Source organism: Jatrophihabitans endophyticus, from assembly GCF_900129455.1.
GTDB classification, from domain to species: domain Bacteria; phylum Actinomycetota; class Actinomycetes; order Mycobacteriales; family Jatrophihabitantaceae; genus Jatrophihabitans; species Jatrophihabitans endophyticus.
On sequence record NZ_FQVU01000002.1, the window covers coordinates 426,521 to 446,302 of the forward strand.

General features: G+C 71.2%; 19 protein-coding genes, 3 tRNA genes and 1 pseudogene. 11 read left to right on the forward strand and 12 right to left on the reverse strand.

What is annotated here, in order from left to right:
* Window positions 1-35 precede the first annotated feature (35 nt).
* From BUE29_RS07405 to BUE29_RS07430, 6 genes are all read left to right on the forward strand, one after another.
* Window positions 36-302: a GlsB/YeaQ/YmgE family stress response membrane protein gene (locus BUE29_RS07405; RefSeq protein ID WP_073388155.1), complete on the forward strand. Its 267-nt coding sequence runs from the start codon at window positions 36-38 to the stop codon at window positions 300-302.
* An 85-nt stretch (window positions 303-387) separates the two neighbouring features.
* A tRNA-Glu gene (locus BUE29_RS07410) sits at window positions 388-460 on the forward strand.
* A 38-nt stretch (window positions 461-498) separates the two neighbouring features.
* Window positions 499-575 (forward strand) — tRNA-Asp (locus BUE29_RS07415).
* 29 nt (window positions 576-604) lie between these two features.
* Window positions 605-1,234 carry a sirohydrochlorin chelatase gene (locus BUE29_RS07420; RefSeq protein ID WP_159440842.1) on the forward strand — a complete coding sequence of 210 codons (630 nt, stop codon included), beginning with the start codon at window positions 605-607 and terminating at the stop codon, window positions 1,232-1,234.
* 54 nt (window positions 1,235-1,288) lie between these two features.
* A tRNA-Phe gene (locus tag BUE29_RS07425) sits at window positions 1,289-1,365 on the forward strand.
* A gap of 160 nt (window positions 1,366-1,525) precedes the next feature.
* Window positions 1,526-2,320 (forward strand): DeoR/GlpR family DNA-binding transcription regulator, encoded by a 795-nt coding sequence (locus BUE29_RS07430; protein ID WP_073389491.1) that lies wholly within the window; start codon window positions 1,526-1,528, stop codon window positions 2,318-2,320.
* A 28-nt stretch (window positions 2,321-2,348) separates the two neighbouring features.
* Here BUE29_RS07430 and nagA read toward each other — a convergent pair whose 3' ends face one another.
* The 3 genes from nagA to BUE29_RS07445 are packed head-to-tail and all read right to left on the reverse strand — an operon-like array spanning window position 2,349 to window position 5,359.
* Entirely contained in the window at window positions 2,349-3,473 is a 1,125-nt protein-coding gene (gene nagA / locus BUE29_RS07435; RefSeq protein ID WP_073389495.1) for an N-acetylglucosamine-6-phosphate deacetylase, read from the reverse strand.
* Window positions 3,470-4,447 (reverse strand): ROK family protein, encoded by a 978-nt coding sequence (locus tag BUE29_RS07440; protein WP_073388160.1) that lies wholly within the window; start codon window positions 4,445-4,447, stop codon window positions 3,470-3,472. Before BUE29_RS07440 ends, nagA begins: the two co-directional genes overlap by 4 nt.
* Window positions 4,448-4,471: 24 nt before the next feature.
* Window positions 4,472-5,359: an SIS domain-containing protein gene (locus tag BUE29_RS07445; RefSeq protein WP_073388162.1), complete on the reverse strand. Its 888-nt coding sequence runs from the start codon at window positions 5,357-5,359 to the stop codon at window positions 4,472-4,474.
* Window positions 5,360-5,621: 262 nt separating this feature from the next.
* Between BUE29_RS07445 and BUE29_RS07450 the strand changes: the two genes are divergently transcribed.
* From BUE29_RS07450 to BUE29_RS07460, 3 genes are read left to right on the forward strand one after another with little or no spacing between them, the layout of a single operon-like run.
* Window positions 5,622-6,893: an extracellular solute-binding protein gene (locus BUE29_RS07450; RefSeq protein WP_073388164.1), complete on the forward strand. Its 1,272-nt coding sequence runs from the start codon at window positions 5,622-5,624 to the stop codon at window positions 6,891-6,893.
* Window positions 6,894-6,895: 2 nt separating this feature from the next.
* Entirely contained in the window at window positions 6,896-7,882 is a 987-nt protein-coding gene (locus BUE29_RS07455; protein WP_200800093.1) for a carbohydrate ABC transporter permease, read from the forward strand.
* A complete protein-coding gene (locus BUE29_RS07460) occupies window positions 7,879-8,778 on the forward strand; it encodes a carbohydrate ABC transporter permease (RefSeq protein ID WP_073388166.1) in 900 nt (299 codons plus the stop codon). Before BUE29_RS07455 ends, BUE29_RS07460 begins: the two co-directional genes overlap by 4 nt.
* Before the next feature lie 22 nt (window positions 8,779-8,800).
* Here the strand turns inward: BUE29_RS07460 and BUE29_RS23665 are convergent.
* The 5 genes and pseudogenes from BUE29_RS23665 to BUE29_RS07480 all read right to left on the reverse strand — a co-directional run.
* Window positions 8,801-8,908: pseudogene (locus BUE29_RS23665) on the reverse strand (type II toxin-antitoxin system VapC family toxin); the annotation flags it as partial.
* A gap of 73 nt (window positions 8,909-8,981) precedes the next feature.
* Window positions 8,982-9,974, reverse strand: coding sequence for a zinc-dependent alcohol dehydrogenase family protein (locus tag BUE29_RS07465; RefSeq protein ID WP_073388168.1), 993 nt, complete (start codon window positions 9,972-9,974; stop codon window positions 8,982-8,984).
* Window positions 9,975-10,011: 37 nt separating this feature from the next.
* Window positions 10,012-10,923 (reverse strand): carbohydrate ABC transporter permease, encoded by a 912-nt coding sequence (locus BUE29_RS07470; RefSeq protein ID WP_073388169.1) that lies wholly within the window; start codon window positions 10,921-10,923, stop codon window positions 10,012-10,014.
* Entirely contained in the window at window positions 10,920-11,900 is a 981-nt protein-coding gene (locus tag BUE29_RS07475; protein ID WP_084180825.1) for a carbohydrate ABC transporter permease, read from the reverse strand. Before BUE29_RS07475 ends, BUE29_RS07470 begins: the two co-directional genes overlap by 4 nt.
* A gap of 9 nt (window positions 11,901-11,909) precedes the next feature.
* Window positions 11,910-13,259, reverse strand: a complete 1,350-nt coding sequence (locus BUE29_RS07480) for an ABC transporter substrate-binding protein (RefSeq protein ID WP_073388171.1) — start codon at window positions 13,257-13,259, stop codon at window positions 11,910-11,912.
* A gap of 162 nt (window positions 13,260-13,421) precedes the next feature.
* Between BUE29_RS07480 and BUE29_RS07485 the strand changes: the two genes are divergently transcribed.
* On the forward strand, window positions 13,422-14,396 hold the full coding sequence (locus BUE29_RS07485; protein WP_159440843.1) for a sugar-binding transcriptional regulator: 975 nt from the start codon (window positions 13,422-13,424) through the stop codon (window positions 14,394-14,396).
* Complete coding sequence (locus BUE29_RS07490) at window positions 14,386-15,171, forward strand: phosphotransferase enzyme family protein (RefSeq protein WP_073388174.1); 786 nt, start codon at window positions 14,386-14,388, stop codon at window positions 15,169-15,171. Before BUE29_RS07485 ends, BUE29_RS07490 begins: the two co-directional genes overlap by 11 nt.
* 65 nt (window positions 15,172-15,236) lie before the next feature.
* Here BUE29_RS07490 and BUE29_RS07495 read toward each other — a convergent pair whose 3' ends face one another.
* The 4 genes from BUE29_RS07495 to BUE29_RS07510 all read right to left on the reverse strand — a co-directional run bounded on the left by BUE29_RS07495 (window position 15,237) and on the right by BUE29_RS07510 (window position 19,730).
* Window positions 15,237-15,644, reverse strand: a complete 408-nt coding sequence (locus BUE29_RS07495; protein WP_143168049.1) for a cyclic nucleotide-binding domain-containing protein — start codon at window positions 15,642-15,644, stop codon at window positions 15,237-15,239.
* An 81-nt stretch (window positions 15,645-15,725) separates the two neighbouring features.
* Complete coding sequence (locus tag BUE29_RS07500) at window positions 15,726-17,495, reverse strand: MDR family MFS transporter (RefSeq protein WP_073388178.1); 1,770 nt, start codon at window positions 17,493-17,495, stop codon at window positions 15,726-15,728.
* Window positions 17,495-18,013: a MarR family winged helix-turn-helix transcriptional regulator gene (locus BUE29_RS07505; RefSeq protein ID WP_073388180.1), complete on the reverse strand. Its 519-nt coding sequence runs from the start codon at window positions 18,011-18,013 to the stop codon at window positions 17,495-17,497. Before BUE29_RS07505 ends, BUE29_RS07500 begins: the two co-directional genes overlap by 1 nt.
* A gap of 88 nt (window positions 18,014-18,101) precedes the next feature.
* Complete coding sequence (locus tag BUE29_RS07510) at window positions 18,102-19,730, reverse strand: AMP-binding protein (RefSeq protein WP_073388182.1); 1,629 nt, start codon at window positions 19,728-19,730, stop codon at window positions 18,102-18,104.
* Window positions 19,731-19,782: the final 52 nt, after the last annotated feature.

Genomic DNA, 19,782 nt, shown 5'->3' on the forward strand with positions numbered 1-19,782 from the left:
CCGGGCGCGGCGCCGACCGGGCAGAATCCCCGGTCATGTTCTGGTCGATCCTCGCCCTCTTCCTCGTCGGGCTGTTCGCCGGCGGCATCGCGCGGTTGTTCGTGAGCAGCCCCACCCGCCTCGGCTGCATCGGCACCGCCCTGCTCGGCGTCGTCGGGTCCTACGCCGGCGGCAGCCTGTTCACGCTGCTGTTCGAGGACGAGTTCAACCTGCGCCGCGCCAGCACCTTCATCGGCGCGGTCATCGGCAGCGTCCTGGTGCTCATCGTCTTCCGGCTGGTCTACCGCCCGCGACGCCGGTGAGCGGCCCCGTGGTGGAAGGCGGTCGGCGCGTCCCCTATGCTGGACGAGTCCACCAGCGGGGCTAGCATGATGAACGGTTCACGGCGCCCTCATCGTCTAGAGGCCCAGGACGCCGCCCTTTCAAGGCGGTAGCACGGGTTCGAATCCCGTTGGGGGCACGCAGTACCGCCATACGGATCGCGCCAGCGATCCACCTGGCCCCGTAGCGCAGCTGGTTAGCGTGCCGCCCTGTCACGGCGGAGGTCGCGGGTTCAAGTCCCGTCGGGGTCGCCATGGATGCCTCGCCACCACGAATGCTCGTGGTGGCGCACGGCACCGCGGACGACGCGGGCCGCGCCACCACCGAGCGTCTCGTCGCCGCGATCGCGGCCGCCCGCCCCGCCGTCCCGGTCGAGCACTGCTTCCTCGACGTCGTCGAGCCACGGCTGCCCGACGCCCTCGACGACCGGCCCACCGTCGTCGTCCCGCTGTTGCTCTCGACCGGCTACCACGTGCAGACCGACATCCCGGCCGCGGTCGCGGCGTACCCCCGCACCGTCGTGAGCCGCCATCTCGGCCCGGACGACCTGCTCGTCGACGTGCTGCTCGCCCGCCTGGGCGCGGTGCCCGCCGACGGCGCCGTCGCCCTCGTCGGGGCGGGGTCGAGTCGCTCGGCCGCCACCGCCGAGCTCGCCGAGACCGGTGCCCGGCTCGCCCGCCGCGTCGGGCGTCCCGTCGCCGTCCACACCATGGCCGACGATCTCGTCGCGGCCTTCGCCGCGCTCCCGCGGCCGCTGACGGTGGCGACCTACCTGCTCGCCGAGGGCCGCTTCGCGTCCACCCTGCGCGCCGCCGCCGATGCGGGGACGACGGTCGCCGAGCCGCTCGGCGTGCACGACGCGCTGGTCACGCTCGCGTGGCGCCGCTACGACGAGACCCGGGCCGCGCGCTGACCGGGCGCGCACCGCGGAGCCGCGCCGCCGTCCGGTAGTCTGGCCCGCGAGCACGGCCAGGTAGCTCAGTTGGTACGAGCGACCGCCTGAAAAGCGGTAGGTCGGCGGTTCGACCCCGCCCCTGGCCACCACCACGCCCTCGGCCGTCGCGATACGTCGCGGCGGCCGGTGGTGTCTCCGGGCCCGGCACCGTGGGCTCTGTCATTTCTTGCGAGCGAAACCCGCGCGGTCTTGACGTGTCGATGCCCACTTCGATCAAATACGTGCACCCGACGCCGGAAGCGAGCAATGGTGCAGCGCTACGAACGCCTGAACGCGGTTCTCGAGGCGCTCGCCGAGAGCGGGAAGCTCTCGGTCGAGCAGATCGTCGAGCGCTTCGACGTGTCGCCCGCGACCGTCCGCCGCGACCTCGACGACCTCGCCGCCCAGCAGCTCGTGACCCGCACCCGGGGCGGCGCCGTCGTGCAGTCGGTCAGCTACGACCTGCCGCTGCGGTACAAGTCGGTGCGGCAGTCCGACGAGAAGCAGCGCATCGCCGACACCGCCGCCGACCTCGTCCGCCCCGGGGCGGTCGTCGGCCTCAACGGCGGCACGACGACCTCGGCGGTCGCGCGCACGCTCGCGACGCGCACCCATCTCGCCGGGACCGCCAACGGCTCCGGGCCGACCCAGCTCACCGTGGTCACCAACGCGCTGAACATCGCCAACGAGCTCGTGGTGCGCCCCCACGTCAAGGTCGTCGTCATCGGCGGGGTGGCGCGGCCGCAGTCCTACGAGCTCATCGGGCCGCTGTCGCGCCGGCTGCTCGACGACATCGCCGTGGACGTCCTCATCCTCGGCGTCAACGCCATCTCCGCCGGCGGCGGGGCGGCGGCTCACAACGAGGGCGAGGCCGAGATCAACCGGTTGATGGTGGAGCGCTCGAACCGGGTCGTCGTCGTGGCGGACGGCTCCAAGGTGGGGCTGCGGGCGTTCGCGCGCATCTGCGACACGGGCCGCGTCGACGCCCTCGTCACCGACGGCACCGCCGACGCCGACGAGCTGCAGCGGCTGCGCGAGGCGGGCGTCGACGTCACCTCGGTCTAGGGGTCGGTCCCGCCGGTCCCGCCACCGGTCAGCCGCACCACTGCCCCTGCGCCATGACGCGGGCGAGACGCAGGTCGTCGTCGAGCACGACGAGGTCGGCGTCGAGCCCGGCGGCGAGCGCGCCACACGTGTCCGCCATGCCGAGCACGCGCGCGGGGTTGGTCGCCGCGGCCGCCGCCACGTCGACGATCGACAACCCGGCGTCGCGTACCGCCCGGCGCACCGCGTCGTCCATCGTCAGGGTGCTGCCGGCGAGCGAGCCGTTGCGCGCCAGCCGCGCTACCCCGCCGGCGACCGTCACCTCCTGTCCACCGAGGGTGTAGCTGCCGCCCGCGGCGCCCGCGGCGCTCATCGCGTCGGTGATCAACACCAGCCGGTCGGGGCGGACGAGTCGCAGCAGACCGCGGTGCACGTGCTGCCCGTCGTTGATGACCTCGGCGTACGCGCCCCGGTCGAGCGCGGCGCCGACGGGTCCCGGCTCCCTCGCCTGCAGCGGGGGCATCCCGTTGCCGAGGTGCGTGGCCAGGCCCGCGCCGGACTCGAACGCCGCGGCGGCGTCGTCGTACCCACTGGCGGTGTGCCCGACCGCGACCGCCACGCCCGCCACGAGCAGGTCGGCGAGCAGGTCCGCGGCGCCGGGCAGCTCGGGGGCGAGCGTCACGACCCGGACGGTGCCGGGCGCGGCGCCGAGCAGCCGGGCGAGCACGGCCCGGTCCGGCGCGAGCAGGTGCGCCGGGTTCTGCGCGCCGCACCGCTCCGCCGCCAGGAACGGGCCCTCGAGGTGGGCGCCGACGACGTGGCCGGCCCCGTGCGGCCCGGCGGCCGCCGCGGCCGCGACCCAGGTCAGCTGTTCGCGCAGCTCGGCCTCGGGCGCGGTCACCAGCGAGACCAGCGTCCGCGTGGTGCCGTGCGCGCGGTGGAAGGCGACCGCCGCGGCCAGGTCCCGGGGCGACGTCGTCACGTCGTGCCCACCGCCGCCGTGGACGTGCAGGTCGACGAACCCCGGCAGCACCCACGCCCCGCCGAGATCGGCTGCGGCCGCGGGCGGGGCACCGGCGCCGACCGCGGCGATGCGCGTCCCCTCGACCGCCACCCACCCGGGGTCCAGCACCGCGTCGGGCGTGACGACCCGGGCGCCGGCCAGCACGGTCACGCCGTCACCCCCGTCGTCGCCGCCGTCGTGTCCCAGTCCGACCCGATGTCGGGCTCGCCGGCCGCGGCCCACGCGATGAGCGCCGCGCCGTAGCGACCGGCCGCGCTGCCCAGCGCCGCGAGCACGAGCGGCGGCGGCGCGCGCCACGCCAGCCGCGCGGTGAGCGCGGCGACGAGCGGGTCGAGCAGGACGCTCCCCGCGGCCGCCAGGCCGCCGCCGATGACCACCAGCTCGGGGTCGTAGAGCGCCGTCGCCGCGACGAGCCCGAGCGACAGGGCGGTGACGGCGTCGTCCCACACCGTCCGCGCGTCCGGGTCGACCCGCAGCCGCGCCGCGATCTCGGCGGCGCTGCGCGCGGTCCCGGTGCGGGCACGGTAGCGGCGGACGACGGCCGCGGCCGACGCGTAGGTCTCGACGCAGCCGTGCTGGCCGCACGCGCACGGCTCGCCGTCCGGGTGGACGATGACGTGCCCCACCTCGCCGGCCGCGCCCCGTGCGCCGGCGTGGGCGACGCCGTCCACGACGAACGCGCCGGCGATGCCGGTGCCGACCGGGACGAACAGCGAGCTGGCCCGGCCGCGGGCCGCGCCGATGCGCGCCTCGGCGAGCCCCCCGCTGCGCACGTCGTGGTCGATCGCGACCGGCACGCCGAGGTCGGCGGCGAGCAACGTCCCCAGCGGCACGTCACGCCAGCCGATGTTGGCCGACCAGGTGGCGACGCCGTTGGCCGCGTCCACCATGCCCGGGACGACCACGCCGGCCGCGACGATATCGTCGTCCGCGCCGCGCAGTTCGACGACGAGATCGCGCACCGCCCGCACGACGGCGTCGGGCCCTGCCGCGACGGGGGTCGGTCGTTCCGCCGTCCGGCGGGACCGCCCGGCGCGGTCGCAGACCCAGCCCTTCATCCCGGTACCGCCCACGTCGAGGGCGACGACGGCGGGCGGGGGTGTGGCCGGTCGCGTCTCGGTCATGGTGCGATCGTGCCCAGTCCTCCGTCAGGCGGGCAGGACGATCGAGCGGGTCAGGTTGCGGGGGCGGTCGGGGTCGAGCCCCTTCCGCTCGGCGACGGCCACCGCGACCAGCTGGGCGCCGATCAGCTGCGCCATCGGGTCGCGGTGACCGGTGACGACGTTCGCGTGGGTGACCGCGAGATCGTCGAGCAGGCCCACCGGGGGCGCGCCGAGCACCCAGACCGTCGAGCGATCGTCGATCACGCTGATGGGGCCGTGGCGGAACTCCATGGCCGGGTAGGCCTCGGTCCACGCCTGTGCCGCCTCGCGCAGCTTCAGGCCGGCCTCGTTCGCGAGCCCGGTCGCCCATCCGGTCGCGAGGAAGGTGAACTGCTCGGACGCCACCGCCGCCGGGGGTGCCCCCTCGGCCAGCACCTGCTCGGCCGCCGCGATCACCGGGTCGAGGTCCTCGCCCAGGAAGGCGCGCCACAGGGCCAGCGCGGTCGTCGCGAACCGCGTCTGCACGACCGACTCCTCGTCGGCGAAGTCGATGACGACGGCGGTGTCGGCCTCGGTGACGACCGGGGCGTCGGGGACGGCGGTGACGACGACGGTGGGCGTGCTGCCCGCCAGTCCGGTGAGCAGCCGGCGGACCTCGGTCGTGGTGCCCGAACGTGTCAGCGCGACGACCCGGTCGTAGGTCCGGCCCGTCGGGAACTCCGACGCCGGGAACGCGTCGGTCTCGCCCTGGCCGGCGGTCTCGCGCAGGACGGCGAAGCACTGCGCCATGTACAGCGACGTCCCGCAGCCCACCACCGCGACCCGTTCGCCGGGTTTCGGCAGGACGTGGACGACCTCGTCGGTCGTGGCGAGCTCGGCGGCCCGCCGCCAGCAGCCCGGCTGGTCGGCGATCTCGGCTGACACGTGGCTCATCGACGGTTCCCCTCGGTGGTGACGACCCGATTCGGGCGTGGAACGGCGCCGGGGTACTCCCGGCGGGATACGGTCGCGCCCTGCGCGTTGCGCGCAATTCCTGGGCACGTGGAGCGCATTGGCCCGGCGCGAGGGACGGTATCTGATTGTTTCTGCTTTAATCTAGCTGCAAGCAATCATCTGTACTAACCTCCCCGGCACAGTCTGAGCAGTTCGCCGTTCGGCCGCGGTGGCCACGTCCACCGCCTGGCAAGGAGGACAGATGAAGAGAAGGACGGCCGCGCTCGCCGCCGCGTTCGGGGCAGTGGCCCTGAGCCTCGCCGCCTGTGGCGGCGGTACCGGTGCCGACGACGCCAAGAACACCGGCACCACCAGCAAGGGTGGTGGGGTCAAGTCGATCAAGCTCGTCGCCGCCGAGTACTCCAAGAACACGCAGAGCTTCTGGAGCTCGTTCGCGAAGACGTACCAGCAGAAATACGGCATCAAGCTCGACGTCCAGATCATCAACTGGAACGACATCGCGCAGCAGAGCCGCACGATGATCCAGAACAACAACCCGCCGGACATCCTGAACATCAACTACTACTCGAGCTACGCGAAGGACGGCCTGCTCTACGACGCCTCGCAGGTGCTGCCGACCAGCGTGCAGTCCGACCTCATCGACGCGTTCAAGACCAGCGGCACGTTCAAGGACAAGCTCTACGGCTTCCCGGACCTCTCCTCGGCGCGCGCCCTGTTCTACAACAAGACGCTGTTCAAGCAGGCCGGCATCGCCACCGCGCCGAAGACGTGGGACGAGTTCGAGACCGACGCCAAGAAGGTGCAGGCGCTCGGCAACGGCAACGTCGGCTACGCGATGCCGCTGGGCAAGGAGGAGGCCCAGGCCGAGTTCTCGATCTGGGCGTTCAACAACGGCGGCAACTGGCAGTCCGACGACGGCAAGTGGACGATCAACTCCAAGCAGAACGTCGACACGCTGAAGTTCCTGCGCAAGCTGGCCGTCGACGACAAGGTCACGCAGAACAACCCGGGCCGCACGAACCGCACCGACGGCGCGTTCCCGCTGTTCACCTCCGGCAAGGCCGGCATGATCGTCGGCTTCGGCCCGCTGTCGGCCGACCTCGACAAGACCAAGAAGGTCGACTACGGCATCGCGCCGATGCCCACGAACACCGGCGGCCAGCCGGCGACCTACGGCGTCACCGACTACCTCAACGCCTTCAAGAAGTCCGGCAACCAACAGGCGGTCAAGGACTTCTACGAGCTGTACTACCAGCCCGACCAGGTCAACAAGTTCATCAAGGCCGAGGGGTTCCTGCCCGTCACCAAGTCCGGGCTGAAGGTGTTCTCGTCGAACAAGGCCTTGAGCGTCTACATCCAGACGCTGCCGAACATCAAGCTGACCCCGAACCAGGACCCGGCGTGGGACAAGGTGCTGCTCGCCGTGCAGCAGGACATCGGCGAGGGCGTCGCCTCCGGCGGAGACCCGCAGCAGGTCCTCGACCAGCTGCAGAAGACGGCCGAGGCGAGCTGACGGTGACCTCGACGTCCGCCGGCACGACGTCCGCGGCTGCGGCTGCGGACGCCGTGCCGGCGGCGCCGCACCGGCCGCACCGCGGGCGCACGCATCGCGCCCGCGGCCACGCGCCGTTCTGGCAGGCGTTGATCTGGCTCGCGCCGGCGCTCGTGCTCATCGGCGCGGTGGTCGTCTACCCGGCGATCGCGATGATCCAGGCCTCGACCAAGACCTACTCGATCACCGGCCTGGAGAAGGGCTCGGTCGGCACCGACAACTACCGCAAGGTGCTCGACCACCCCGACCTCGCCACCGTGCTGGTCAACACCCTGGTGTGGGTGGTCGCGGTCGTCACGATCACCATCGTGCTGGGGCTCGCGCTCGCGCAGTTCCTGTCCAAGGAGTTCTTCGGACGCCGCGTCGTGCGGTGGGCGCTCATCGTGCCCTGGGCGGCGTCGCTCGTCATCACGTCGCGACTGTTCACGCTGCTGTTGGACTACTACCACGGCATCGTCAACAAGGTGCTCGTCGGCCTCGGGCTGCTGGACAAGCCCGTCGACTTCCTCGGCGACGACAGCTGGGTGATGCCGTCGATGATCGTCGTCGGCGTCTTCGTGTCGCTGCCGTTCACCGCGTACGTCTTCATCGCCGGGCTCAACGGGATCTCGCACGAGGTCCTCGAGGCGGCCCGCATCGACGGTGCGTCGTCGTGGCAGACCTACCGGCACGTGACGCTGCCGCTGCTGCGTCCGGCCCTGCTCGTCGCGACCGTCCTCAACATCATCTACGTCTTCAACTCCTTCCCGGTGGTCTACACGCTCAACGAGCGCAACCCCGGTTTCGAGCACGACACGACGATCACCTTCATGTACAAGCTCGCCTTCAAGAGCGCCGAGCTCGACGTGGGCATGTCGGCGGCGACCGGCGTCTTCAACGTCCTGCTCATCCTGGTCGTCGTCGTCATCTACCTGAAGACCGTGAAGTGGCAGGAGGAGCCGGGATCGTGACGACGTCCATCACCGCCACCGCCGTCGGCGACGCGACCGGCGAGCAACCCGCTCCCGTACGCCGTCACCGGGGCTGGCGACGCTGGCGTCCGGTCGTGCTGCCGGTCGTCGGGTTCGTGCTCGCGCTCGTGCTGCTCTCGCCCTACATCGTCATGCTGCTCGACGCGCTGCGTCCGAGCGCCGACGTCGTGGCGACCCCGACGACCTTCCTGCCGCGGCACTGGCGGTTCTCGTCCTTCGGCGACGTGCTGTCCGACGACCGGTTCCTCAACTGGCTCAAGACCTCGTTGCTCGTCGCGGGGGTCTCGACGGCCATCGTCCTCGTCGCGGCGGTGCCGGCCGCGTACTTCACGGCCCGCTACCGCTTCCCGGGCCGCACGCTGTTCCTCTTCCTCGTCCTGGTCACGCAGATGTTCTCGCCCACGTCGCTGGTGGTCGGCATCTACCGCGAGTTCTTCGACCTGAGCCTCGTGAACACCTACCAGGCGATCATCCTGACCAACGCGGCGTTCAATCTCGCGTTCGCGGTGTGGATCCTGCACGGGTTCTTCTCCGCCGTCCCGAAGGACGTCGAGGACGCCGCGCACCTCGACGGCTGCAGCAAGTTCGGCACGCTGTGGCGCGTGATGCTGCCGCTCACCAAGCCGGGGCTCGTGACCGCGGTCGTGTTCACCTTCATCGCGGCATGGAACGAGTACGTGGTCGCGCTGACGCTGATGCAGGACGACTCGCGCAAGCCGCTGACGGTGGGCATCAACTCCTACGTCACCGGCTACCAGCAGAACTGGGACCTGCTCTTCGCCGCGTCCATCATCGCGATCGTGCCGGTCGTCGTGCTCTTCGCCGCCATCGAGAAGCACCTGGTGGGCGGCCTCACCGCCGGCTCGGTGAAGTAGCGCCGTCAGGCGGGAACGGATCCTAGACCCGGCTGCCGGCGAAGCGGCGCAGGTCGCGGTCGTGGCTCCACATCACCGTCACGTCGTGCCGACGCATCAGCGCGACGAGGTGCGCGTCGGGCACCAGGTCGTAGGGACGCTCGGATCGAGATCGAGAGTCGTGCGCACGCATCCGACGCCACCGATCGTCGCATCGGATGCGCCTAGCCCGGGATCACCTGCGTCTTCAGTCCCTTGCCCGTCTTGAACGCCTCGATCGCACCGGCGTAGTCCTCGAGCGGGACGCGGTCGGTGATGAACAGGCCCGGGTCGAGCACACCGGTGGCGAAGAGCTCGGCGGCCCGCTCGTAGCTGTGCAGGACCGCCATCGACCCGGTGATGGTGATCTCCTTGTTGTAGATCCGGTACGGGTCGATGGTGGCGCGGGCGGCGTAGTCGGCGACCCCGAACTGCAGGAAGGTGCCGCCGGGCGCGACGCGACCGAGCCCGTCCTGGATGGCCTTGTCGTTGCCGGTGGCGTCGATGACGAGCTCCCAGCCGAACTCCGGCTCGATGCCGTCGGCCGTGGTCTCGGCGTGCGTCACCCCGAGCCCGCGGGCGGTCTCGAGCCGGTCGGTGTTGAGGTCGACGACGTCGATGCTCGTCGCCCCCACCCGCTGCGCGAGGCGCAGCATCATCAGCCCCATCGTGCCGGCACCGTAGATGAGCACGTGCGAACCCAGCTGGCTGGTCAGCACGTCGTAGCCGCGAACCGCGCACGAGAGCGGCTCGATCAGCGTCGCGTCGGCGGTCTCGACGTGGTCGGGCAGCCGCACGCAGTTGGCCGCGGGCACCGCGACGAACTCGGCGGCGCCGCCGGACACCGACACCCCGATCGCGTTCCAGCGCAGGCACAGGTTGTTGCGCCCGCGTCGGCAGTAGTGGCACTCGTGGCAGTACAGCGAGGGGTCCACGGCGACCCGGTCGCCCTCGCGCACGTCGGTGACGCCGGCACCCAGCGCGACGACGGTCCCGGCGAACTCGTGCCCCGGGATCACCGGCAGCGTCGGCGCGAACTCGCCCTGCAGGATGTGCAGATCGGTGCCGCACAGGCCGCACGCGGCGACCTGGACGACGACCTCACCGTCCTGCGGAGTGGGGTCGTCCACCGTCTCGACCGTCACCTCGCCGACGGCCTTGACCACCGCTGCTCTCACTGCGTCCTTCTTTCCTCGTCACGGTCCGGGTCCGGCGTCACTTCACGGCGCCGAGGGAGAGCCCCTGGACCAGTTTGTCCTGTGCCGCGAATCCAGCGGCGAGCACGGGCAGCGACACGATGGTCGCGGCCGCGCAGACCTTGGCGAGGAACAGCCCCTGGCTGGTCACGAAGCTGGTGAGGAACACCGGCGCGGTCTGCGCCGCGACCCCGGTGAGCACCCGGGCGAAGAGCAGCTCGTTCCAGCTGAAGATGAAGCAGATCAACGACGTCGCCGCGATGCCCGGCATCGTGATCGGCACGATGATGCGGCGCATCTGGTACGGCAGGCTCGCCCCGTCGAGGGAGGCGGCCTCGAGAATCGCCCGGGGCACCTCGGCGAGGAATGAGCGCATCATCCACACCGCGATGGGCAGGTTCATCGACATGTACAGCACGATCAGCAGGAAGACGTTGTCGAGCAGGTCGACCTTCTGCGCGAACAGGTAGATCGGCAGCAACCCCGCGATCGGCGGCAGCATCTTGGTCGACAGGAAGAAGAACATCACGTCGGTCCACTTGCGCACCGGCCGGATCGACAGCGCGTACGCGGCGGGGATCGCCAGCAGCAGCACGAGCGCGGTCGAGACCACGCTGGCGGTCAGCGAGTTCAGCAGGTACGGCCAGGGGCTCGTACCGCCGGAGAAGAAATCGCGGTAGCCGTCGAGGTCGAGCGGCGCGGTCACGTACGGCGGGTTGTGACCGGCGTTCTGCTCGCTGTGGAACGACGTGAGGATCATCCACAGCACCGGCAGGACGAAGATGATGCCGATGACCCACGCGAGCAGGCCGAGCAGCGGACCGCCGTAACGCCGGGTCCGCGGGCTGCTGCCGGCGCTACCCGGGGCGCGCGTGGTCTCGGCGGCGTCCGGCGCGTCGGGGGCGTCGGGGGCGTTCACCGTCGCGGTCATCGCTCCTCCTCGAACAGCGACGACACGACCCGTAGGGCGAACGTCGCGATGATCAGCGAGCCGATGACCACGATGACGCCCTGCGCGGACGCGAGGCCGTAGTCGTGCGCACTGAAGAAGGTCTGGTAGATCGTGTAGGGCAGGTTCGCGGTGTCGAGACCGCCGGACGTGATCGTGAAGACCGCGTCGAAGTTCTGGACGATGTAGATGCTGCCGAGCAGGCCGCCGAGCTCCAGGTACTTGCGCATGTGCGGCAGCGTGATGAACCGGAACGCCTGCCAGCTGGACGCGCCGTCGACGTGCGCCGCCTCGGTGACCTCGCGGTCGCGGGACTGCAGACCCGCCAGCAGGATCAGCATCATGAACGGCGTCCACTGCCAGATCAGCTGCAGCTCGACCATCAGCTTGGGGTGCGCGGTCAGCCAGTCCGGCTGCGGCGCGTCGCCGCCGAACAGGTTCCAGATCGACGTCAACGTCCCGTTGAGCAGGCCGTAACCGGGGTTGTAGACGCCGTGCTTGAACAGCAGGGCGGCGGCGACCGGTACGACGAGGAACGGCGCGATCATCAGCGTCCGCACGATGCCGCGACCGAAGAACGCGCGGTCGAGCAGCAGCGCGATGCACAGGCCGAGCACGAGGCTGACGAGCACGACGGTCACCGTCAGCAGGATCGTGAACAGCACCGACGAGCGCAGCGCGGAGTCGCTGAACACCTTGCGGTAGTTGTCGATCCCGGCGAACCCCTTGTTGGCCGGCGACAACGCGTTCCAGCGCATGAAGGAGATGACCAGCGTCGCGACGAACGGCAGCTGGGTCACGACGACCATGAAGATCAGGCCGGGCAGCAGCGGCGCCCTGCGCATCCACTTGTCGCGGCCGGTGACCAGCCCGGTGCCGTTGCCCGTGGGCTCGGGCACCTCGGCTTCGCGTTCCGCGACCGGGGCGGCCGGTGCCGCGCCCGACGTTGCGCTCGACATGGCGTCCCCCTACTTGTACGTGTCGCCGACGGTGGACGCGAGATCCTGGCCGGTGTCGAGCGCGCTCTGCACCGACTGCTTGCCGGCGATGGCGGCACTGAACTCCTGCGAGAACTTCGTCCCGAAGTCGGTGAACTCGGGAATGTCGACGAACTGGATGCCGACCCAGGGCCGCGGCTGGACCCCCGGTGAGCGCGGGTCGACCGACTGGATCGAGGACAGCGTCGGTTTCGCGAAGGCCCCCGCGATCTTCAGATAGTCCGGGTTGGAGTAGGTCGAGGTGCGCTTGCCGGCGGGCACGTTGGCCCAGCCGAGTCGGCGTCCGACGAGCTCCTCGTACTTCTTGCTCGAGGCCCACTCGACGAAGCGCGCCGCCTTGTCCTTGTGGTCGCTCGCCTTCTCGATCGCCCACGACCACGCGAACAGCCAGCCCGCCGTCTTCGTCTTGACGACCGGCGCCGGGACGTAGCCGATCTTGCCGGCCACCGGCGAGCCCTTGGCCTCGAGCGATCCCGCCGCGGAGGTCGCGTCGTACCACATGGCGACCTTGCCCTGCTGCAGGTTGGTCAGGCACTCGGTGAAGCCGGCCTGGGCCGCGCCGACCTCCCCGTGTCGGCGGACGAGGTCGACGTAGAAGTCGGCGGCCTGCTTGAAGGCGGGCGAGTCGACCTGCGCGTTCCAGTCCTTGTCGAACCAGGTCCCACCGAAGGTGTTGACGAGGGTCGTGAACGGCGCGAGCACCTGACCCCAGCCGGGCTGGCCCCGCAGGCAGATGCCGCGCATCCCCTGCTGCGCGCCGTCGGCCTTGGCCGCGAGGGCCGCCACCTGCTGCCAGGTCGGGTGCGGCGGCATCGTCAGTCCCTTCTTGGCGAAGACGTCCTTGCGGTACATCAGGAAGGACGACTCGCCGTAGAAGGGCTCGCCGTAGATCTTGCCGTCGTCGCCGGTCAGGCTCTGGGCGATCGGCTTGAGGATGTCGGCCTGGTCGAAGGACGCGTCGTTCCTCACGTAGCGGTCCAGCGGCTCGAGCCAGCCGTTCTTCGAGTAGAACGGGATCTCGTAGTTCGACAGCGTGGCGACGTCGTACTGATGCGCCTGGCTCGAGAACTCCTGGCTGGCCTTGTCGCGCAGGTCGTCCTCGGGCAGCACGGTGAAGCTGAGTTTGATGCCGGTCTCCTTGGTGAACTCCGGCGCCAGCTTCTGCAGATCGATCATCTGCGGGTTGTTCACCATGAGCACCCGGACCGTGCCCGCGCCCCCCGTGTCGCCCCAGCCCTGCGCACCGCAGGAGGCGAGCGCTCCCGTCAGCAGCGGCACGGCCAGCACCGCCAGCGCCGCGCGAATCGTCCTACCCCGCACGAATCCTCCTCGACTCGTCAGGACACCGATAGCTCAAACGAGCGCCAGCCCGCTCGGAAATCTCCGGACGAAACTCCCGCTTGCCGGTGGTCGCTGTCAACGGTTTCTGACAAACTGGAAGTCAACGCGCTCACATGAGCGGTGCCGGCGAGGGGGTGCACGGTGTCGCCCACACCAGGCCAGCACGTGCTGCTCGCCCGCGTCGCGCGGCTCTTCTACCTCGACGAGCTGTCCAAGAGCGACATCGCCGATCGGCTCGGCATCAGCCGTTTCCGGGTCGCCCGGCTGCTCGAGACCGCCCGCCGCGAGGGCATCGTGTCGATCCGCATCGAGTCACCCGCCGGTGTCGACACCGAGTTGTCCGTCCAGCTGCAGGAACGGTTCGGCCTGGCCCACGCTGTGGTGATCGAGCACGGGGGCGAGGACATGCCCGAGCTGCGCCGACGGCTGGGGCAGGTGGCGGCCGGGGTCCTGAGCGAGATCGTCACCGCCGACGACGTCCTGGGTCTGGCGTGGGCACGGTCGCTGCAGGGCGTCGGCGCCGCGGTGCGCAGCATCGCGGCGTGCCCCGTGGTCCAGCTGACGGGTGCGCTGTCCGGGCCCGACGGAAGCGACGTGCTCGAGCTCGTCCGCTCGGTGGCGCAGGCCGGCGGCGGGACCCCGCACGTGTACTACGCGCCGCTCGTCGCACCGGACGCCGCCTCGGCCCGCGTCGTGCTGCGCCAGCCCGACGTCGCGCGTGCCCTCGAGCTCGCCGACCGCGTCACCGTCGCGGCGGTGGGGATCGGCGCCTGGGAACCGGGACTGTCGACCATCTACGACATGGTGGAGCCCGAGGCCCGCGAGCAGGCCAGTGCCCTGGGCACCATCGGCGAGATCTCCGGCGCGCTCGTCGGTCGCGACGGCCACTCCATCTCCGGTGCGTTGAGCAAGCGCATCATCGGCGTCACCGGCGACCAGCTACGGCGCGCCGGCACCGTCATATCGGTCGCGTACGGCCGCGGCAAGGCCGACGCCGTCCGGGCCGCCCTGCGCGGCGGCCTCGTGAACGGTCTCGTCACCCATACCGAGCTCGCCCGCGCGCTGCTGGTCGCCGACCAGCGCGCGACCGAACCGGCCGCCGCCGATGCCGGCTGACGAGCTGCTCGCCGGCGGCACCGCGAACCGCGGCCGCGTCTTCCGCGTGGGCGACACCGTGCACCGCCCGCGCGGCGGGCACGCGCCCGCGGTCCACGCGCTGCTCGGTCATCTGCGCGACACGGGGTTCCGCGGCGCGCCCGGCGTCGTGGACGGCGCCGCCGACGGTGGCCGCGTCGAGGTGCTCGACTACGTGCCCGGCACCGCGGCCGTCGAACCACTGCCCGGGTGGGCGCTGACCGACGACGCGCTGGCCACGGTCGGCTCGTTGCTGCGCAGCTTCCACGACCACGCCGCGAGCTTCGACGCCACGCCGCTGCGCTGGCAGCGGGCGGTGCCGCCGCCGTGGCGCGGCACCCTGGTGACGCACAACGACGTCAACCCCGCCAACGTCGTCTTCCGCGACGGCCGGGCCGTGGCCCTCATCGACTTCGACCTCGCCGCGCCCGGGAGCCGGCCCTGGGACCTTGCGATAGCGGCATGCTGCTGGGCGCCGCTGCGCGAACCCGCCGACGTCACCGACGACCGCGCCGGTGCGGCGGCCCGTCGGCTGCGGGCGCTGCTGGACGGCTACGGCGCCGACGCCATCCTGCGCACCGCGACCGTGGCCGCCTCCGCGACCGCGAACGCGTGGATCGCCGCCGTCATCCGCGACGCCAGCCAGGCCGGGCACCCGGCCTTCGGCCGCATGTGGGAGGCACAGGCGGAGATGTACCGGCGCGCGGGCGGCTGGATCGTCGCCCACCGCCGCGAGCTGCACGCCGCCGTCCGCTGACGCCTTCCTCGGCGAGTTGGTTGCTGCGAGCCGCTGTTTTGCCACCAACTCGCCGAGGAAGACGGTCAGTCGCTGTGGGCGTCGTAGACCGCGCGGAAGGCGTCGGCCAGGGCGGACCGCTGGGACAGCAGCGTGCGCAGCGCGTCGTACTCGACCCGCAGCCCGGCCACTCGGCTCGAGGAGGTGACGGTCGCGCGACGCTGCCCGCCGCCGAGCAGCGCCATCTCCCCGATGAGGTCGCCGGGTCCGAGCTCGGCGATCTGTTCGCGCTGGTGGAACACCAGCGCCGTGCCCTCCGTCAGCACGAAGCAGGCGTCGGCGGGGATGCCCTCCTGCACGAGCGGCCAGCCCGCCGGGAGCGTGAACGGGCCGCCGGCGTCGACCAGGGCGGCGACGTCGTCCTTGCTGCAGTCGGCGAACGTCGCGTACCCGGTGAGGGTCGAGGTCAGCTTGCGCTTGTCGCCACCGGGCATGAGCACTCCATCGGGTCGGGCGGACGCGATCGTCCGCGGCAGGATGCCCGCGAGCCTAGAGGCGGTGGTGCCGCGCGCGCATCACCGACGCGTGACGTCGTCCTCGGCCTGCTCGTGCCGGCCCGGCCCGTCGTGCGGGGGCGCGACGCCCGCGGCCTCGTGCGCGCCGCCCGGGTCGTCGTCGGTGCCGTCCGCCGTCGGGACCGCCGTCGGGACCGAGATCAGCGAGGCGGCGCCGCCCGGGTCGAGCGCCGGCGTCGGCGGTGCAGCCTCTGCGGCCCGCCGGGCGTCCTGCCCCGACAGCGTGCGCAGCGGGACCTCCCTGACCAGGATCGACAGCACGACGGCCAGGACCAGCAGCAGCCCGCCGACCAGGAAGACGTGGTCCATGGCGTCGGAGAACCCGACGAGGATCGGATGCTTCGCCTGCTCGCTCAGCGAGCCGAGCGCGCTGGTGTCGTTGAGGTCGAAGTTCGCGTACTGGCGCTGGTCGTTGCCCGACCGCGCGATCTCCTGCGGGATCTTGATCGCCGCCTGCGAGAACAGGATGGACAGGAAGACCGCGGTGCCCAGCGAGCCGCCCACCTGCCGGAAGAACGTCGCACTGGACGTGGCGACACCCATGTCGCGGGGATCCACGGCGTTCTGCATCGCCAGCACGATGCTCTGCATGTTCATGCCGAGCCCGAGGCCGAAGACGGCCATGAAGATGTCGGTCTGCCACAGCGGCGTGTCCGCGCCGACCTGGGTGAGGATCAGCAGACCGGCGACCATCAGGACCGAGCCCACGACCGGGAAGGCCTTGTACTTGCCGGTGCGCGAGGTGATCTGGCCGGCCACCAGCGACGCGGTCATGATGCCGGCGACGAGGGGCAGGATGAGCAGGCCCGCCTTCGTCGGCGAGGCGCCCTTCACGATCTGCAGGTACAGCGGGATCGCGGCGATGCCGCCGAACATCCCCATGCCGACGACCATCGACTGGGCCGAGCCGACCGCGAAGTTGCGGATGCGGAACAGCCGTAGCGGCAGCAGCGCCTCGTCGCCCGCCCGCGCCTCGACGCGGAGGAAGGCGGCGATCCCGATCGCGCCGATGACGTAGCAGACCCAGGCGCCGGCGGACAGGAAGCCCCACTCGCGCCCCTGCTCGGCGATGATGAGCAGCGGCACCAGACCCACCACCAGCGCGGCGGCGCCGGTCCAGTCGATGCGGTGGTCGCGGCGCGTGTGCTCGAGCTGCAGCACCCGCGTGACGACAGCCAGCGCGAGCGCGCCCAGCGGGACGTTGATGTAGAAGATCCAGCGCCAGCCCGAGATCCCGAAGATGTCGCTCTGCCCGGCGAGGAAGCCGCCGATGACCGGGCCGAGCACCGAGGACGTCGCGAAGACGGCCATGAAGTAGCCCTGGTAGCGGGCCCGCTCGCGCGGCGGGATGATGTCGCCGATGATCGCGAGGACCAGCGGCATGATGCCGCCGGCACCGATCCCCTGCAGCGCCCGGAACGCGGCCAGCATGTACATGGACTGCGAGATGCCGCAGAGCATCGAGCCGAGCACGAACACGACGATCGCGATCATGAACATCGGCTTGCGCCCGTAGATGTCCGAGAGCTTGCCGAACAGCGGGGTGGCGATCGTCGAGGTGATCAGGAACGCGGTGGTCACCCAGGCCTGGATGGACAGCCCGTGCAGGTCGTCGCCGATCGTGCGGATCGCGGTGGCGACGATGGTCTGGTCGAGCGCGGCCAGGAACATGCCGATCATGAGCCCCGAGAGGATGCTCATGATCTGCTTGTGACTGAGGCCGCCGCTGGTGTCGGCGGCGGGCGCGGATGCGGTGGTGGTGCTGGCCATCAGTGGGTGTCGTCCTCGGCAGTGGTGGTCGCGTGACGGGTCGTCACGTCGTCGTAGGCGGCGGTGAAGCGGCGCATCAGCCCGGTGAGTTGCACGACCTCGTCGCGCTCCCAGCCCGACAGCATCGCCGCGAAGTGGTCGGCGCGGACGCGCCGCTGGTCGGCCAGCACCGCGTCGGCCTTGGGGGTCGGCGCGAGCAGGCTCGCCCGGCCGTCCTCGGGGTCGGCGCGCCGCTCCAGCAGCCCGTCGCGGACCAGCGCGGCGACCCGGCGGCTCACGGTGGACGGGTCGAACTGCAGCGAGTCGGCGATGTCGCTCGCGCGCATCGGGCCGCCGCTACGCACGGTGCGCAGGATGACGAGTCCGGTGCGCTCGACGCTGTGCTCCGCCGCGGCCAGCCACCGGGCGCGGGCGCGTTGGACGGCCTGGACGAGGTCGAAGACGGTGTCGGCGAGTTCGGCGACGTCGGCGACGTCGCCGGTCTCGGGGGACGGCAACTCGGCGACGAGGTCGGTCATCGACGGACGGGCTCCATTACATGCTTCGCTCAACTAGTTGATCGGCACAATTATTCACCCGCGCCGGCGGTTCTGCCACCTCGGGCGCTCAGCCGAGCTGGCCCCGCGCGAGGAGCTCGGTGGCGACGTCGCGCATCTCGACCTTGCGGACCTTGCCGGTGACCGTCATCGGGAACTCGTCGACCACGCGCACGTAGCGCGGGATCTTGTAGTGGGCCAGCCTGCCCTGGCAGAACTCGCGCAGGGCGGCCGCCGTGAGCTCGGGAGCCCCGTCGCGCAGCCTGACCCACGCCATCAGCTCCTCGCCGTACCGCTCGTCGGGCACCCCGATGACCTGCGCGTCGACGACGTCGGGGTGGGCGTAGAGGAACTCCTCGATCTCGCGGGGGTACACGTTCTCGCCGCCGCGGATGACCATGTCCTTGATGCGGCCCACGATCTGCACGTAACCCTCGGCGTCCATGGTCGCGAGGTCGCCGGTGTGCATCCAGCCGTTGCGCAGCACCTCGGCCGTCCGCTCCGGTTCCTCCCAGTACCCGAGCATCACCGAGTAGGCCCGCGTGCAGAGCTCGCCGGGTTCGCCGCACGGCACCGGCAGGCCGGTCTCGGGGTCGACGACCATCACCTCGACGTGCGGGTGGACGCGACCGACGGTGCCGGTGCGCCGGTCGAGCGAGTCGTCCTTGCGGGTCTGCGTGGAGACCGGGGACGTCTCGGTCATCCCGTAGGCGATCGTGACCTCGCCCATGTGCATCTCGTCGATCACGCGCTTCATGACCTCGACCGGGCAGGGCGAGCCGGCCATGCACCCGGTACGCAGGCTCGACAGGTCGTAGGACGCGAAGTCCGGCAGCGCGAGCTCGGCGATGAACATCGTCGGCACGCCGTAGAGCGAGGTGCACCGCTCGTCCTGCACGGCACGCAGCGTCGCGGCGGGGTCGAAGCCGGGCGCGGGGACGACGATGCACGCGCCGTGCGACGTGGCCGCGAGATTGCCCATCGTCATGCCGAAGCAGTGATAGAAGGGCACGGGGACGCAGATGCGCTCCTCGTGGCTGTAGCCCATGCCCTCGCCGACGAAGTAGCCGTTGTTGAGGATGCTGTGGTGGCTGAGGGTGGCGCCCTTCGGGAACCCCGTCGTCCCCGACGTGTACTGGATGTTGATCGGGTCGTCGAAGGCCAGCTCGCTCGATCGGCGCGCCACGTCCTCGCGGGAGACCGCGGCCCCGTCGGCGAGCAACCGGTCCCAGCTGTCGTCGGCGATCAGGACGACGTCGCGCAGCTGTTCGAGACCAGGACGGGCCTCGTCGATCATGGCCCGGTAGTCGCTGGTCTTGAACGACGTCGCCGAGACCAGCATCGTGACGCCGGCCTGCCGGAGCACGTAGTCCAGTTCGTGGGTCCGGTACGCCGGGTTGACCGTCACCAGGATGGCCCCGACCCGGGCGGTCGCGAACTGGACGAGGAACCACTCCAGGCAGTTGGGGGCCCAGACCGCCACCCGGTCACCGCGCTGCAGACCGCGGGCGAGCAGGCCGCGCGCGACGCCGTCCACCGCCTCGTCGAGCTCGGCGTAGGTGAGCCGACGGCCGGTCGCGACGTCGACGACGGCGTCGCGGTCGGCGTGGGTCGCGACGGTGCGGCGCAGGTTCGCGTCGATGGTCTCGCCGAGCAGCGGGACGGTCGCGACGCCGCTGGCGTAGGACGTGGGGTTCACCCGCCCGAGACTAGGTGGCGCGGGTCACAGCGGGCCAGCAGGGCCGGCGCCG